Annotated in this window: 10 protein-coding genes; 1 reads left to right on the forward strand and 9 read right to left on the reverse strand. The window is 59.7% G+C overall.

The window, feature by feature from the left end; genetic code table 11:
• Nucleotides 1-125: 125 nt before the first annotated feature.
• The gene (mmsB, locus tag CKW21_RS11395) at nt 126-1013 is read right to left on the reverse strand and encodes a 3-hydroxyisobutyrate dehydrogenase (RefSeq protein ID WP_095194053.1); all 888 of its coding nucleotides are present in this window, start codon (nt 1011-1013) and stop codon (nt 126-128) included.
• 10 nt (nt 1014-1023) lie between these two features.
• Nucleotides 1024-2550 (reverse strand): CoA-acylating methylmalonate-semialdehyde dehydrogenase, encoded by a 1527-nt coding sequence (locus CKW21_RS11400; RefSeq protein WP_095194054.1) that lies wholly within the window; start codon nt 2548-2550, stop codon nt 1024-1026.
• Nucleotides 2551-2711: 161 nt separating this feature from the next.
• Between CKW21_RS11400 and CKW21_RS11405 the strand changes: the two genes are divergently transcribed.
• Nucleotides 2712-3659 carry a LysR family transcriptional regulator gene (locus CKW21_RS11405; protein WP_095194055.1) on the forward strand — a complete coding sequence of 316 codons (948 nt, stop codon included), beginning with the start codon at nt 2712-2714 and terminating at the stop codon, nt 3657-3659.
• Nucleotides 3660-3682: 23 nt separating this feature from the next.
• Here the strand turns inward: CKW21_RS11405 and CKW21_RS11410 are convergent, their stop codons facing one another.
• From CKW21_RS11410 to recC, 7 genes are all read right to left on the reverse strand, one after another.
• A complete protein-coding gene (locus tag CKW21_RS11410; protein ID WP_095194056.1) occupies nt 3683-4393 on the reverse strand; it encodes a CatB-related O-acetyltransferase in 711 nt (236 codons plus the stop codon).
• An 83-nt stretch (nt 4394-4476) separates the two neighbouring features.
• A complete protein-coding gene (locus tag CKW21_RS11415) occupies nt 4477-4986 on the reverse strand; it encodes an OmpA family protein (RefSeq protein ID WP_095194057.1) in 510 nt (169 codons plus the stop codon).
• Nucleotides 4986-6254 (reverse strand): diguanylate cyclase domain-containing protein, encoded by a 1269-nt coding sequence (locus CKW21_RS11420; protein WP_095194058.1) that lies wholly within the window; start codon nt 6252-6254, stop codon nt 4986-4988. Before CKW21_RS11420 ends, CKW21_RS11415 begins: the two co-directional genes overlap by 1 nt.
• Nucleotides 6251-6826, reverse strand: coding sequence for a YfiR family protein (locus tag CKW21_RS11425; RefSeq protein WP_095194059.1), 576 nt, complete (start codon nt 6824-6826; stop codon nt 6251-6253). The genes CKW21_RS11420 and CKW21_RS11425 overlap by 4 nt, the downstream gene beginning before the upstream one ends.
• Nucleotides 6827-6944: 118 nt before the next feature.
• A complete protein-coding gene (gene recD / locus CKW21_RS11430) occupies nt 6945-9053 on the reverse strand; it encodes an exodeoxyribonuclease V subunit alpha (protein WP_095194060.1) in 2109 nt (702 codons plus the stop codon).
• On the reverse strand, nt 9050-12742 hold the full coding sequence (gene recB / locus CKW21_RS11435) for an exodeoxyribonuclease V subunit beta (protein WP_095194061.1): 3693 nt from the start codon (nt 12740-12742) through the stop codon (nt 9050-9052). The genes recD and recB overlap by 4 nt, the downstream gene beginning before the upstream one ends.
• The gene (recC, locus tag CKW21_RS11440) at nt 12739-16191 is read right to left on the reverse strand and encodes an exodeoxyribonuclease V subunit gamma (protein ID WP_095194062.1); all 3453 of its coding nucleotides are present in this window, start codon (nt 16189-16191) and stop codon (nt 12739-12741) included. The genes recB and recC overlap by 4 nt, the downstream gene beginning before the upstream one ends.
• Between the last annotated feature and the right edge of the window lie 234 nt (nt 16192-16425).

Below are 16425 nucleotides of genomic sequence, written 5' to 3' on the forward strand. Positions count from 1 at the left end.
GTGGGAGCGAGCCTGCTCGCGAAGGCGCCGGCACACCCAACATCAATGTGGCTGACAGACCGCTTTCGCGAGCAGGCTCGCTCCCACAGATTTCTAACTCAAACCCAACTTGTCGCAGCCGCCCGTTACTGCGGTTTGCGATAGCTGTTGATGATCGCCGAGAAGTCGTTACCCCCTTCCCCACGCAAACTCATCGCCTGATACAACTGCTGGGCCACCGCACCCAGCACCACCGGCTGGTGCGCCTGACGCGCCGCTTCCGTGGCCAGCCCCAGATCCTTGAGCATCAATTCCGCACCGAAGCCGCCGGTATAGCCACGCGAGGCTGGCGCCGTTTCGACGATGCCAGGCCATGGGTTGTACATCTCCGAACTCCAGCAACGCCCGGTGGAGCTGTTGATGATGCCGGCCAGCACTTTGGTGTCGATACCCAATGCGTCGCCCAGGGCCATGGCCTCGCTGACGCCGACCATGGAAATCCCCAGCAACAGGTTGTTGCAGATCTTCGCGATCTGCCCGGTGCCGACTTCACCGCAGTGGACGATGTTGCGCCCCATCTGCGCCAGCACCGGTTGCAGGGTGGCGAACAAATCCGCCGTCCCGCCGACCATGAAGGTCAGCGTCCCGGCCGCCGCACCAGCGGTGCCACCGGAAACCGGCGCATCGGCCATGGCCACACCCTGCTTGGCCGCAGCAGCGGCCACGTCACGGGCGGTCTGCGGGTCGATGGTGCTGCAATCCACCGCCGGCACACCCTTGCCGATACCGGCGAGTACACCATCCTCACCGAGCCAGACACTGCGCACATGCACGGCAGCCGGCAGCATGGTGATCACCAGTTCCGCACCCTGTGCCGCTTCCCGGGCCGACGCACTGATGCTGCCACCCAGTTGTTCCAGCTCTGCCAACACGGCTTTGTTCAGATCGACCAGACGCAATGAATGGCCAGCCTTGATCAGGTTGCGCGCCATCGGCGCCCCCATGTTGCCGAGACCGATAAAAGCGATTTTCATGTCCGGCTCCTTAACGCAAGTTGATGGTGGTGTTCACACCGTCGTTGACGCTGTCATCGTCAAACCAGCGGCTGGTGACGGTCTTGGTCTGAGTGTAGAACTGCACCACTTGCTTGCCATACGGGCCGAGGTCGCCGAGTTTGGAACCACGGGAACCGGTGAAGCTGAAGAACGGAACCGGTACTGGAATCGGAATGTTGATGCCGACCTGGCCAACGTCGATCTCGGTCTGGAACTTGCGCGCCGCTGCACCGCTCTGGGTGAACAGGCCCGTGCCGTTGCCGAACGGGTTGGCGTTGACCAGGGCAATGGCCTCGTCGAGGGTGGCGACTTCCAGCACCACCAGCACCGGACCGAAGATTTCCTGGGTGTAGATCTGCATGTCGGTGGTCACGCCGGAGAACAGAGTCGGGCCGACAAAGTTGCCCTTCTCGTAACCAGGTACCGAGATTTCGCGACCATCCAGTTCCAGCTTGGCGCCTTCCTTGATGCCGCTTTCGATCAGATCGAGAATCCGCGCCTTGGCTTTTTTCGAGATCACCGGCCCCACATCGGTACCCGGCTCGCTGCCGGCATTGACCTTGAGTTTCTGCGCCAGCGCCTTCAGGTCCGGCAGCCACTGCTTGGCCGCGCCCACCAACACCACCACAGACGTGGCCATGCAGCGCTGCCCGGCCGCGCCGAAACCGGCACCCACCAGCGCATTCAGCGCCTGTTCGCGATTGGCATCCGGCAGCACCACGGCGTGGTTCTTGGCGCCCATCATCGATTGCACGCGCTTGCCGTGCTTGCCGGCCAGGTCGTAGACGTGAGTACCGACCGCGGTCGAGCCGACGAAGGAAACAGCCTTGATGTCTTTGTGGGTGCAGAGCCCGTCCACCACGTCCTTGCCGCCATGCACGACGTTGAGCACACCGGCCGGAATGCCGGCTTCGATGGCGAGTTCCACCAACAGCATGGTCGACATCGGGTCTTGTTCGGACGGTTTGAGTACGAAGGTATTGCCGCAAGCGATGGCCATCGGGAACATCCACAGCGGGATCATCGCCGGGAAGTTGAACGGGGTGATGCCGGCGCACACACCGATCGGCTGACGCAGGGTGTAAGTGTCGACACCACCGGCGACGTTTTCAGCGAACTCGCCCATTTGCAGGCTGCCGATGGAGCAAGCGTGTTCGACCACTTCCAGACCACGGAAAATGTCGCCTTCCGCGTCGGCAATGGTTTTGCCCTGCTCTGCGCTCAGGACCGCGGCGATACGTTTGGAGTGTTCGCGAATCAGCGCCTGGAGCTTGAGCATGATGCGCATCCGCGCGCCGATCGGGGTCAGCTTCCAGGTCTGGAAGGCGCGATGGGCCGCACTGATCGCTGCATCCACTTCTTCAGCGGTGGCGAATGGCACTTTGGCCAGCACTTGCTGGGTCGCCGGGTTGATGATGTCGTGCCATTCGGTGGTCTTGGATTCGACCCACTCACCGTCAATCAATAGCTTGACCTTTTGTACGGTCGTTTCGTTAGGCGTAAGCGATGCGTTCATGTGGGTCTCCTGGACGTTATTCTTGTTGAAGAGAGCTATCAGGGGAGCCAAGGCGAGAGAGTCGCCTTGTGGAGGCGTATGCCGCGAATTGGTTGTCGGGCTGTTTTTGGAGTATAGATGTGCAAACTTCTGATAAGAACGCACATAAAAGCCGGTCCAACATGCAAAAAAACATCACATCGTTAGGCTCGTTGAACTGGGATGACCTCAAGTTTTTCCTCGAAGTCGCCCGGACCCGCAAGGCCAGCACCGCTGCCAAGCGCCTGGCGGTCGACTACACCACCGTGTCGCGACGCATCAGCTCGCTGGAAGCGTCATTGGGCACGTTGTTGTTCGAGAAATCCCGGACCAGCGGTTTTGTTCTGACCGCCGAAGGCCAGCGACTGCTGGGTTACGCCGAATCGATCGAAAGTACGCTGCACATGGCCTGCGAGCAGGTCTCGGGGTCCGGTGTGGCGCTGTCCGGTCATGTGCGCATGGGCTGTACCGAAGGGTTCGGCAGCTTCTTCATCACCCCGCAGTTGAGCCACTTCGTCGACGCCTACCCGGCGATCTCGGTGGACATCCTGCCCCTGCCGCACTTCATCAGCCTGTCCAAGCGCGAGGCGGACATCGTCATCGCCCTGGAACGCCCGGAGCACGGACCGTACGTCTGCTGCAAACTCTGCGATTACCGCTTGCAGCTGTACGCGACCCAGGAATACCTGGACAAACACCCGGCCATCCGCCGCCCGGCCGATCTGGGTAAGCATTCATTCATCAGTTATGTCGATGATCTGGCGTTCAGCTCGGAGCTGCTGTACCTGGCCAACGTTTTGCCCAGCGCCAGCGCCAATTTGCGCAGTACCAGCGTGATTGCCCAGTTCGTGGCGGCGCAGCAAGGGCGATCCCTGGCGATCCTGCCCTGCTTCCTCGCCGCCCAGGATCCGCGTTTGCTGCCGGTGTTGCCGGAAGAAATCAACATCACGCGGCAGTTCTGGATGTACTGCCGCGAAGACCTGCGCAAGCTCAAGCGGATCACCCTGTTGTGGGATTACATCAGGGAGGTGACGGAGCTCAATGGCCCGTTGCTGCTGGGGCAGACGCGGGAGTTGCGGTTTACGGACTGAAGCTGTGGGGGCGTCTGGCGAGGTCAGCCAGGCAGTACACGACAACCTTTGCGGCTTACTTCCAGTTGCTGGTAGTTCGCAAGATTATCGTGACGAGCATCCATCAGTTGAGGCAATGCAGTCTCGGGTTCGTCCAGGCGCAGGGTCAGAAGAAAATCGACATTACATTCCCACCACTTACTGCTCAACAACTGCGAGGCGAGTTCCGGAGGGTGACGGTACTTGATCACTTTCGCCGGAAACCCAGCGACGATGGCATAGGGCGGAACATCGTGAAGTACCACGGCACGCGTGGCGATAATGGCTCCCGTGCCCACCGTGACCCCTTCCATGATCATCGCGTCATGCCCGATCCACACATCATCGCCAATGGTTACATCAACGATTTCCGGCTCGAAGGTTAACGATGTCTTTGTAAACTGAAAGGGATGCGAACTCACCCAATCCGAAGGATGGGTGTTCTTATCCTGGCCGATGTAGCAGTTGCTGCCGATGGAACAGAATCGTCCTATTGAAGAAACAGCCGATAGCACACAATCACTTCGAATGTACGTGTGTGCGCCAATACTCAGCTGTTTGGCATTGATGACTACATTGCCGAGCGCTACATGCTCTTCGAGTATCAGTGTGGTTTTTGCGCCAAGGGACGACACACCACCTGCCATCTTGCATTTGTGCTTGCGAAGCCATTTTTTCCAGAAATGGTTTCGAAGAAATTTTATTATTTTTTTCATCTGGAAAATGGTCGCCTTCCGCGTATCTGCAATGGCGCGTACGCCCGAAACTTGAAATGGTTAATACGAACTGACATTCCGGATCAGTCGGCGCTCACGACGATCGAGACCCGGCGGTTTTCGGTGCGCCCGGAAGCCGTGTCGTTGGAGGCCACGGGCTCGTTGCTACCAAGCCCCCGCAATTGGATATTTTCTTGTTTCATCCCGGCAGCGGCCAGAACGCTGCCGACGCTTTTTGCCCGGCGCAGGGAAAGTTGTTCGTTGTAGGACCCTTTACCCGATGCATCGGTGTGGCCATCGACCCTCACTCGCTCGATCCCGACGCCCAGCAACGACTTGCCGATGCGCTCGACAATTTCGGTGCTTTGCACATTCAAGCTATCCACGTCACTGCCAAACAGTACTTTCCCGGACAGACCAAATGCCCAGCCCTCATCGGTCAACTCGAAACCTTGCTGCTTCAGCACGGCGATTTGCGCTGGAGTCAGGCCTTTTTGCGGCACCGACTGGCAACCGGACAGGGCCAACACAGCCATCATCAGGGTGATCGTGACAAATCGCAGGGAACGCTGGATGAGTGAGGACACGGACATTAGCTCCTGAGCTGAACATCGGCGACAGGGTGCTCCGACCCTGCCGTGTGTTGCGCGCCTCGGGACAGGCGCTTGGCTTGATACATGGCCCCATCGGCAGCATCGAGCAGCGTACCCGGCGTGGCCCCATGATCGGGGTACACGGCGATGCCGATACTGAGAGAGGTCAGCACCTCGTTAGTGCCTGGCAACTCAATGGGCTCTTCCATGCTGGCGATGATTTTGTCGGCGATGCGTTCGGCATCTTCGGTTTTGTGCAGCGGTGTCAGCAGTACGGCAAACTCATCACCGCCCAACCGAGCCACCAGATCCTCTTCACGCAATTGGGCTCGAACCCGATTGGCCACAGCCACCAACACTGCATCACCGGCTGCATGCCCGAAGCTATCGTTGATTTCCTTGAACCGGTCGCTGTCGAGGAACAGCACGGCCACTCGCTCATTCTGTTTGTTGGCGTTGCGCAACGCACGCAGCAGGCGATTTTCGAACAATGCCCGATTCGGCAACCCCGTCAGGCTGTCATGGCTGGCCTGATGGGCGAGGGTTTCGTTTTCGTTTTGCAGGTGGGTCTGCCAGGCTTCGAGTTCATCGAGCAGGGCATTGAAGTCATTGCCCAGGTTGTCGAGTTCGGCAATGGAAGCGGCAGGCACACGTTGGTCGAAGGCTCGCTCGCTGCGGGCGGCGTGAGCCACCGAGGCCAGGCTGCGCAAAGGTCCTGTGATTGCGCGCAACTGCCGGCGAGCCAGGTAGAGCGCCACCCAGGCGCTGATCGCCGTGCACAGCACAATGCCCACCAGGCCACTGAGCAAAAAGCGCATCAGGCTGCCACCGTGTCCGGTGAGCGAAATGCTGCCAATCTCCCGCCCCTGATGAAGGATTGGCATGCTGATGGGCTTTTCCAGAAAAGCCTTGGCCATCTGCATTTCAAGTTCGGTCAACAACCCGGTTTCCGGTCGCTGCCAACGTGCCAATAATTGGCCCCGTACATCCAGAACCTTGGCATCGGCGACTTCTTCGGTGGAAGCGATCAACGCCAGCGCCTCGGTGGCAGCGGCCTTGTCGTTGAACACCACGGCGGCTTCCACGGTGTAATTGATCGAGCGGGCAATCAAATGCAAGTTGTGATCGGCATAAACCCGCAAGGCCAGAACGCCCAGCAGCGTCAGTGAAACACTGGCCATGGCCACGCCCACCAGTGCGACGATCAAATGACCGCGGCCAATGACCGAGCGCAAGGTCGGGCGATTACCCGGTTTGAATAAATTCATGACGCCGCCGGTTTGCGACGGGACAGTTGCAGCACGCTTGGATGAATGCGCACACCGCTACGGGCGACGGAGTCGAGGTTGACCTCGAATGAAACCTGATCATCGCTGACCCGCAGGCAAAAAAGACTGCCTACGGTGCATGGATCGTCGCTTTCGCTGATGCTCAACACAGGCCGCCCGGTCAGCGAGGCAAACAGCCGATTGCGTTCTTCGCCGGTCAGCTTGCCGATGTACACCGCATCACACTCACCAGCGATGGACGGGTTGTCGGCCAACAGTCGTTGCACCGTCACGGGCCGCCCCGTCTCTTGGGTCGTGCCTTTGACAAGGTCGTCGGTGTATTCAGTGGGGCCGACCACACACAGGCGAAGTTGCGCCGGCTCAACCGGCCAACGGGCATAACTGAGAATCCCGAGAACCACTTGAGTGACCGACCCGGCACGTTGGTCGGCCATGCTCACCGGGGCTTGCGATTGAGCGCAGACGACGCCAGACAACAAACAGAGAAGGCTGGCGAGCAGTGCTTGTTTGCAACCAACGACACGCTCTGTCGTCCAGACAGCCACCTTCATGCAGGGATTCTCTTCGATCATAGCCAAATGATGCCGCACGATAGCATAGCGTTGGAGCACCAGCGAGACCGTGCACCATGGTACTTCGGACAGATCCCGTCGCCTGGAACCGGCTCTTTCAATCCGGTGTATCAACGCCCTCTTTCAGTTCCAGCATCAACCCGCTCAAGCGCTTGACCTTGCGCCTCACCGCTTCTTCGAATACGCCGGCGCGCGGCTCGATCAATGTGAACCAGTTCTTGGCCCGGGTAATCCCGGTGTAGATCAGTTCCTTGGTGAGCACAGGGTTCAAGGCATCCGGCAGGATCAATGCGGTATGAGCAAACTCCGAGCCCTGGGATTTATGCACCGTCATCGCATAAACGGTTTCGACATCATTGAGCCTGCTCGGCAAAACGAAACGCACCCCACCCTGCCCGTCATTACGCGGGAATGCCACTCGAAGCACCTGCTTGCCCGCTTCAGGCCCATCACGCTCGGGAAGCTTGAGCGCGATGCCGATATCGCCGTTCATCAACCCCAGGCCGTAATCATTTCGTGTCATCAGCACGGGTCGTCCTTCATACCACTGCTGATCGCTGTCGATCAGCCGGGCCTTGAGCAACGCCTCGGTCACTCGCTGATTCAGCCCCTCCACACCCCACGGCCCTTTGCGGACCGCGCACAACAATTGGAAGGCGTCGAAGGCTTGCAAGACTTGTCGTGCCCAATCCATCCAGCGCGAATCGTCCAGTGGCGTGTCGAGCCCAGGCCGCTGGTTTCGCAGCAGGCTCAAGTAATGCCGATAACCCTGCGGCCCCTCGCCATGGCCTTCAAGCAGCAGGCGCTCCAGTGCGCGATCCTGTTCATTCTTGAGAGGCAGGAAAAACACGTCGTCGTGGCTTCGAGCCGCCAGCAACTTGCGCGCCTCTTCGGGTTGCTGCTGATTGACCCATCGGGCCAACTGGCCGATTCCACTGCCTTCGCCGAACCGTCGCGAGTGGCGCAGCATCACCACTTGCTGGGCCAATGGATGAGTGCCCTGGGTGTCTTCCTGTAACCCGCTCTGCGCCAGGTTTTCGCCACTGACCGATTCCAGCCACTGGCGTGTTTGCGGGCTGTACCAGCCGGCCTCGGCATCGCGGCACAAATCGCCTAGCACCGCACCGGCCTCCACCGATGCCAGCTGGTCCTTGTCTCCCAGCAACACCAGGCGAGCGTGGGGAGGCAACGCATCCAGCAGGTTGGCCATCATTTCCAGGTCGATCATCGAAGCTTCGTCCACCACCAACACGTCCAGCGGCAAGCGATTGCCCGCATGGTGCCGGAAATGTCGCGTTCCGGGACGGCTGCCGAGCAAGCGGTGAACGGTGGTGACTTCCGACGGGATCTTGTTGCGAATGTCTTCAGTCACTTTCAGCGTTCGGACTTGCTGACTGATGGATTCGGTCAATCGCGCCGCGGCTTTGCCGGTCGGTGCAGCCAGACGAATGCGCAGCGGCTTGCCGGCCTCCACCGCGGGTGCCTGGAGCAAGGCCAGCAAGCGCACGACCGTCGTAGTCTTGCCGGTTCCGGGGCCACCGGTGACGATGCTGAAAGCGCCGCGGGTTGCCAGGGCACAGGCGAGTTTCTGCCAATCAATGACCTCATCTGGCTTGGCCGCACCGAACAAGCCGGTAAGGCGTTGAGGCAAGTCGCTTGGCGTGGCTTCGTATTCAGCCAGACGCTGACGCAGCGAGTTATCGATTCGCCGCTCGTACGCCCAGTAGCGGCGCAAGTACAGGCGTTTGCCCGACAACACCAGTGGTCGCTGCTGCACGGACTCACGGCCGTCTGCCGCCAATGCAACCAGGCTGCCCGAGGCTAGCACCTTGCACCAATGGGCGCCGTCCAGGCTCTCGAGCAACTGTGACGGCAGCAGCATTGCACCGCTGTGCAGATCGCCTTCCGGTGGCAGCGACAGGGCGAAGTCCGGTTCCTTCAAGGTTTCGAACAGATCCAGGCAGACATGCCCATGGCCTAACTGGTGACTGGTCAACGCCGCTGCCAGTAGCACCAATGGATCATCGTCCGGTGCCAGCTCATGAAGGAACGCAACGAAGGCCTTGTCCAGCGCACGCAACCAGCCACGCTCGACCCAGCGCGTCAGCAACAGCAGCAGATCGTCGGCGCGGCTTAATGGGGTGAGGGCCGCCAGGCTCTCTGCTGCCAACGAGGTGGGCAGCAAGTCAGCAAAGGTGCGGTTCATAGCAATTCTCCCTGTTCCCACGCGGGTTCGGCCTTCGGCTCCGCCTTGCCCTGAAACAGTCGGTCCAGTCGCTCGATCAGTGCTCTTGGCGGACGGGCAAAGTAAACGCCGTGACTGGAAGCGCGCGTGCCGCGCAGGAACAGGTACAGCGCACCACCGACATGCCGGTCGTAGTCGTAATCCGCCAGCCGGGCCTTGAGTTGGCGATGCAGGGCCAGGAGGTACAAGACGTATTGCAAGTCATAACGGTTGTCGAGGATCGACTGTTCCATGGCCTGCTCGGTGTAGGCCGAGTCATCAGTGCCCAGCCAGTTGGATTTGTAGTCAGCGACGTAATAGCGGCCATCGTGTTCGAACGTCAGATCGATGAAGCCCTTGAACATGCCGTTGAGCAGCACCGGCTCGGCGGCCACCCGGGCCACCCCGTTGTGCGTATGTTGACGCACCAGTGCATCGAGCTTGAGCACATCGACCTTATGGCTGGCGAACCAGAACTCCATTTCGACCTGGTATTGGGTCAGCCGCTCGAAAATCACCGGGGTCTGCCCGGCCCCCACAGGCAACGGTGATTTGAGCAGATGCTGCAACCAGTCGCTCAACGTGGTTATCCAGCCTTCCCAGCCACGACGATTGCAGCGACGGGCGATGGCATCCTCCACGTCTTGAGGCGTGACGGTAAAACCTTCGTCACCCGCCCACTCGAGCAAACCATGGAGAAAGGTGCCCGGGTTCGGGCCACGGGGGAATCGATGGATATCGGCACCACCCGTAGCCATCTCCAGGGGGGCTTGCGGATCGAGACGCTCATCGTCAAAGAGTTTCTGTGCCTGCGGACTTTCCGGTGCCTCATCACTGCCGACGCTCAGAATATCGCTCAGGCGCAATGCGCTGTAAGAAGCGATCCACCAGTTTTCGCTGGCCTTGCGCTTGGGAATCAACGGTGCGCGCAACGCCGCTTCGTTTTGCGCTGGATGATAGTGCTCGACAGTGGCTTCCGGCATTTCGCCGTAACCCAGTGCAGTGCAGTCCTGCTGCAAGTCTTCAAGCCAACGCTTTAAACCCGCTGACTCGGCCAATACTGCACCGCCTCCCAGCAAATAACCGAGTGCCGACAGGTGCAGCACCGAGCTGTTGTTATTACCGCGTTTGAGGTCCGTCACGCCCAGCCAGCAGGCGTGTTGCGCCCGGGTCAGGGCCACATAGAGCAGACGCAGATCTTCTGCCAGTCGTTCGTTGTCGGCCAGGGCAATCAACTCGGCGGTCGGGTTCAAGCTCACCTGGGACTTGCCCAAGGCATCGTGGTAATGCAGCGGCAACCGGCTGCCATCCACCGGTTTCGCCGAGCAAATGAACGGCAGGAACACTAACGGATACTCAAGCCCCTTGGACTTGTGGATGGTCACGACCTTGACCAGTTGTTCATCGCTCTCCAGACGCAGGATCTGCTCTTCCCCGGCCTGACCGGACAGGGCCAGATGCTCGGACAAATGACGGATCAGGGCCTGCTCGCCATCCAGCTCGGCGGATGCCTGTTGCAGTAACTCGCAGAGATGCAACAGGTTGGTCAATACTCGCTCGCCATCGCTGCGTGCAATCAATGCCTGGGGCAGTTGGAAGTCATGCAGCAAGCAACGCAACATGGGTAACACGCCTTGCTTGCGCCAGATCTCGCGATAATGGCGGAACTGCATGACCCGCGCTTCCCAGGCCAGTTCGTCCTGATTGAGCCGCTCCAGCTCCGCCAACGACAGGTTCAGTGTGACGCAGGCCAAAGCGGCCCGCAGCGGTCGCTCGACATCGGGCTCAGCGCAGGCCTTGAGCCAGGTCAGCACGTCATGGGCTTCCTGGGCGGCGAACACTGAATCCTTGTCCGACAGATAAACACTGCGCACTCCACGGGCAGAGAGTTCCGCCCGCACGGCCTGCGCTTCCTTGCCATCGCGGACCAGGATCGCGATATCCGCTGGCAGCAGGCCTTTGAAATCCTTGCCGTCCTGCACGAACCCCGCTCGGCCTCGTTGCCCAGCGTTGAGCAGTGCAGTGATTTCACTGGCACACGCGGCGGCCAGTTGCTGCCGATACACCGCACCGGACAACGGCTGCTCGGCAGGCAAATGCCAGATGTTCAGCGCCGGCACGACTTGATCGTCGATACGCAGAACCTCTTTGCGGCCCTGGGATTCGACGGGCAAAAACGGTACCGGGTTATCGCCATTGCGTTCACGGAACAGGAAGGCACCGCGTCCGGCCTCACGAGTCTCGGCGCGCTGGAAGACATGGTTCACGGCACTGACCATGCCGTGACTCGAACGGAAGTTGGTGCCCAGGGTATGCAAGCGGCCAGCAGTCGCCTGGCGGGCACGGAGGTAGGTATAAATGTCGGCACCGCGGAAGGCATAGATCGCCTGCTTCGGGTCGCCGATCAGGAACAAGCCGCTTTCAGGATTATTGCCCTCGATGCGATAGATGCTCTCGAAGATCCTGTACTGCACCGGGTCGGTGTCCTGGAACTCGTCGATCAGCGCCACCGGAAATTGCTCGCGGATCAAGCTTGCCAGACGCTCGCCACCTTCGGTTTGCAGGGCTGCATCGAGGCGCAACAACATGTCATCGAAGCCCATTTCTGCTCGACGACGTTTTTCTTCCTCGAAGCGCGCGCCCACCCAATGGGCGGCATGTTGCAGAACGGCAGCATCGGGTGTCGGCAATCCGTCGAGGCAGGCTTTCAGACCGGGCATTGCGTCAAGGCCCGGGTGGTTGGGGACATCGCCCTTCTTCCAGGCTTCAGCCATACCGTCGGGGGTCAGGCGTGTGAAGCCGGTACCGATGTCCAGTTGCTCGAGAGATTCGTCCTCGGCCCAGGCTTTGATCTTCTCGAACCACGGTTCGAAGTAACGCGCCTGCATCTTGCGACCGTCGACATTTTTGCTGGCGACACCTTCATGACAGATGGCGAGCAATTCATCCGCCCACTGCCGCCAGGGCATCTTGAGCTCCTGCAGCACAGCACGCCGTTCATGCAAACACTCCGTGATCAACACTGCAGGCTCTTTGCCTTCAACGTTATCCCGCTCGCTGGCAAACAATCCGCGGACCCGAGGCAACAATGCCGCCGGTCCGCCCCAATTGTTTCGCACCCAGTTCAGCGCATCGCCTTGCATCGGATAACAAAACAGTCGCCAGTAGTCGCGCAGGACTTCACCAAGCAAATCGCTGTGATCGGTTTCCAACGTCTGGGTAAACAGGCTGCCGCTGTCGAAGGCGTGTTCGCGCAACATGCGCTGGCACCAACTGTGGATTGTCGAAACGGCGGCTTCGTCCATCCATTGAGCGGCAATGTCCAGGCGATTGGCACAGCCGGACCATTGCTCGGGCAAATACTGTTGACGCAGTTCGGCGATCAGGCCGTCAGGTGCCGGTGTTTCCTCACGGAAAAATCGGGCGGCCTCGGCCAGACGGGTGCGAATGCGCTCGCGCAGTTCCTTGGTGGCGGCATCGGTAAAGGTCACGACAAGAATTTGCGGAGGTAATAGCTCGCGCCCGAAGCCGCTGTCCTCTGTGCCATGGCCGAGAACCAGGCGCAGGTACAGAGCAGAAATGGTGAAGGTCTTGCCGGTCCCGGCGCTGGCTTCAATGAGCTGACTGCCGCGTAACGGGAATGCCAGCGCCAAAGGTGTTTTGCTGGTCATGGGCGCGGCTCCTCGCTGGACATCGAACGCCAGGGCGCTTCAATCAATGGTCGGTACAGCGCATTGCACCAATCGACAAATGTCTCGTCGGCGATCAACGCGTCGTAATCGGCAAATTGGCGAGCCAGCGCCCCGCTTTCCCGTCGCTCACCCTCAGTGGTCAATCCATCGCCTTCATAAGCTTTGCGGGCAGCCGCTTCGGCCTTGACCGGGTCGGTTTGACCCAGCCAGGCGAAGGCAGTCTTGACCGCGATCGGCAAGGGCTGGCGCATACCCGATTGCCAGGCCAGCAGCAGATCACCCAGAGTTCGTCGGGCGCAATCCGCCTCCATTGGCGCGAGTACCAGGCTGTCGTCACTGGCCACCAACGCGGTGGTCATCGCCATATCGCTGGCACAAGCGACCAGATGATTGACCCAGGGCCGCGTCAGACGATGCCATTTGCGCGATTTGATTGAACCGATGCTGTTGGGGATCGTGGTGATGGACAGCAAACCACCATCCGCACGTTGATGCAGGCCACTGAGCCAGCCTTCAAGCCGCAATCCATGCACCTCCAGGCTCACCGGTAGCGCACTGGCCAATGGCGTTGGCCACAGAGTCAAAAGCTGCTGATAGCGCTTCAGCAGATCTGGCAACGGCTCGATGAGCTCTCGCTGCAGGCATTCGCCAAATCCGGCCATGGGTAAGAGACCACTGTTTTGCAGGCGCCGTGCTTGCGCCTCGAGCGCCTGGTCAGTGTTTTGCGCATCAGCCAGCGCTGCTCCGAGCAAACTGTCGCTGAGGCTATAGCGTTGAAGGGCATCGAGTACAAAGGGTTCTTCGTCCGCCAATGGCACTTCGGCTGCCTCGAAAAACACCTTCAACCGCTGGCTGAAAAAATGCCGTACCGGGTTGCGCAGGAAATCCTGGAGTTGACCGAGACTCAGCGGTTCCTCCTGTACGTGGGGGGCCAGGATCTGGCTATCCGTCGCTTGTTGTCTTGCCTGGTGAAGCACCTGCCATTCATGGGCGTAGCTGAACAGGTGATCGCCTTCATGGAAGTAACGGGCGCTGAAAGGTTGCAGCGGATGTTCCTGAGTGATGGCCTCAAGCAAGTCTTCGTCGGTTTCGTTCAATCGCCAGCCACTGGCCAGATGGTCACGGAGCTGACCGATCAACACCGACGCAGGGCGCTCACTGTTGTCGCGTATGCTACGGCCGACCCAGCTGATGTATAGCTGGTCTCGTGCCGACAACAGGGCTTCCAGTAACAAGTAGCGATCGTCTTCACGTCGTGAGCGATCGCCGGGGCGGTAATCACTGCCCATGAGGTCGAAGTCCAGCGGCGGTTGCGCACGCGGGTAATCGCCATCGTTCATTCCCAGCAGGCACACCAGCTTGAAGGGAATCGCCCGCATCGGCATCAAGGTGCAGAAGTTCACCGCACCGGCGAGAAAGCGTTGGGACAAACGCCCCTGATCGAGACCCGCAAGCCAGGCTTCACGGACGACGGTCAGCGGTAGTTCGTCTTGCAGACCTACCGACTCACAATTCTCAAGCCAGGTTTCCCGCAAATCTTCCAGTTGAGTCAGCAGGAAGTCGTCATGTTCGTTGCTGGCCTGGAAGAACAGCGACACCAATGCCTGCAAGCGCACACTCCATTGTTGGGGCGATGCCGGCTGCGTGAGCTCGCGATGTGCGACCTCCAAAGCATCCAGCAGCGCAACCAACGGGCCAATGAGCGCAGCACCCAGCCCACCGATCTCGTCGTAAGGCTCGATTCCACCACAAGCGCCGGCACTGCCAACTGCATAACCAAGCAACATGCGTCGCAGGCCAAAACGCCAACTGTTTTGTTCCAGCGCCTGGGGCAACCCGAGGCCCGCACGTTGTTCCGCATTCATCCCCCAGCGAATGCCGGCGCCTTCGATCCAGCGGTGCAGGGTCGGCAGGTCACGCTCCTCGACACCAAAGCGGGCACGTAGGGCCGGAACGTCCAGCAAATCGAGGATTTCACTGACGGGGAAACGACTGTCGGGTAGCTTGAGCAGATGCTCCACGGCGATCAGCAATGGATCACGTCCCCGCTGCCCCTGGTCAGCCAGGGTGAAGGGGATGAAGCGCGGATCGAGACGTTCGAGTTGACCAAACACCGCCCGTATATGCGGTGCATAGCTGTCGATGTCCGGGACCATCACAATCACATCGCGGGGACGCAATTGTGGATCGGCGCTGAAGCGCGCAAGTAACTGATCGTGAAGGATCTCGACTTCACGCTGGGCACTGTGGGCGACGTGAAAACGGATCGATTGATCCTTCTGCGGATCTACGGCTGGCCAACGTTCGCGAGTCTCGTTCAGTGGCCGTAACTCAAGGATGTCATCCTGCAATTGATTGAGCATGTTCAGTGGCACGCTCTCGCTGAACAAGTCGATTCGACCGTCGCGAAACGCCGAGCGATAGCTGTTCGGATCGTCGTAGCTGTCGAGCAGGTTGATGTAGTCGCGCCCCTGCTTGCCCCATGCTGCGAGCAATGGATGAGCGTGCTGATGAAGGGTCTGCGGGTCGAGTACAACTGGCATACCGCTTTTGCGGGCCTGTCGTTTGTATTGATGCCTCAACAAGTCTTTATCGGCGACGATGTCCGCCCAGTGGTGACGACACGGGTTATGCACGCACAGCAGCACCTGGCTGAATCGAGCCAGCCCGGCCAGCGCTTCCAGGGCTTGAGCAGGCAGAGAGGAAATCCCGAACACGATCACACGGGAGGGCAATCCGCGGGGTGCTAATTCGAGGCTGTTGATACGTTCGATAAAACGTTGATGGACACCAGCGCGGCTTTGCGCCATACCCTCTTCACCGACATCCAGTAACAGCGCACGCCACAACTCTGCCTGCCAGCAATTCGCTGGCGGCAACGTTTTGGCTTCACCTCTTGCGTTGCGTAACTGGTGACGACCGTCTGCCCAATCTTCGAGCCAGTCGGCCCGATACACCTGATACTGGTCGAACAGATCCGCCAACCGTTCAGCGAGCTGATAGCGTTTGCGCAGGTCGCTGTCATTGGTAAGGAAGCGTTGCAAGGGCTCGAAGTGCGGCTGATTGATCAGCTGCGGAAGCAGGCGCATCAGGCGCCAGGTCAGCGGGGCTTTGTCGAGCAACGACTTGGCCGGGATCTCGTCACGTCCCAGGACCATGCGATAGAGCTGCCACATGAAGCTACCAGGCAACTGTACGTCGATGGCCGCGGCGATTCCGCAACCCCCCATGTCATCCTCTTCAGCGTCTTCGGCCAGTGCCAGTTTGAGCCATTGTGCAATGCCGTTGCTCTGCACCAGAGCGATTTCATTCTCCAGAGGAGCCAGCGGGTAACGCCGCATCCAGCTAACCACCAGGCTGCGCAACTCGTCCAGGCGGTTGCCGTGAACCACCATAAAACCAGCACTGAGGGACGTCGCGTCCGGCATAAAGGCTTCCTTGGAAAATACAAATGCTAGGGCCGAACCTTAGCATTGTCGGGAGACGGTGACAGCCGAGAGCTGTCCGGTAGTGCTGTACGAACTTTCCTGCGGGCAAAACAAAACCCCTACCTGCATACGCAGATAGGGGTTTCGGAATTTAATCTTGACGATGACCTACTCTCACATGGGGAAACCCCACACTACCATCGGCGATGCATCGTTTCACTTCTGAGTTCGGGA

The organism is Pseudomonas sp. Irchel 3A7, from assembly GCF_900187565.1.
Lineage (GTDB): Bacteria > Pseudomonadota > Gammaproteobacteria > Pseudomonadales > Pseudomonadaceae > Aquipseudomonas.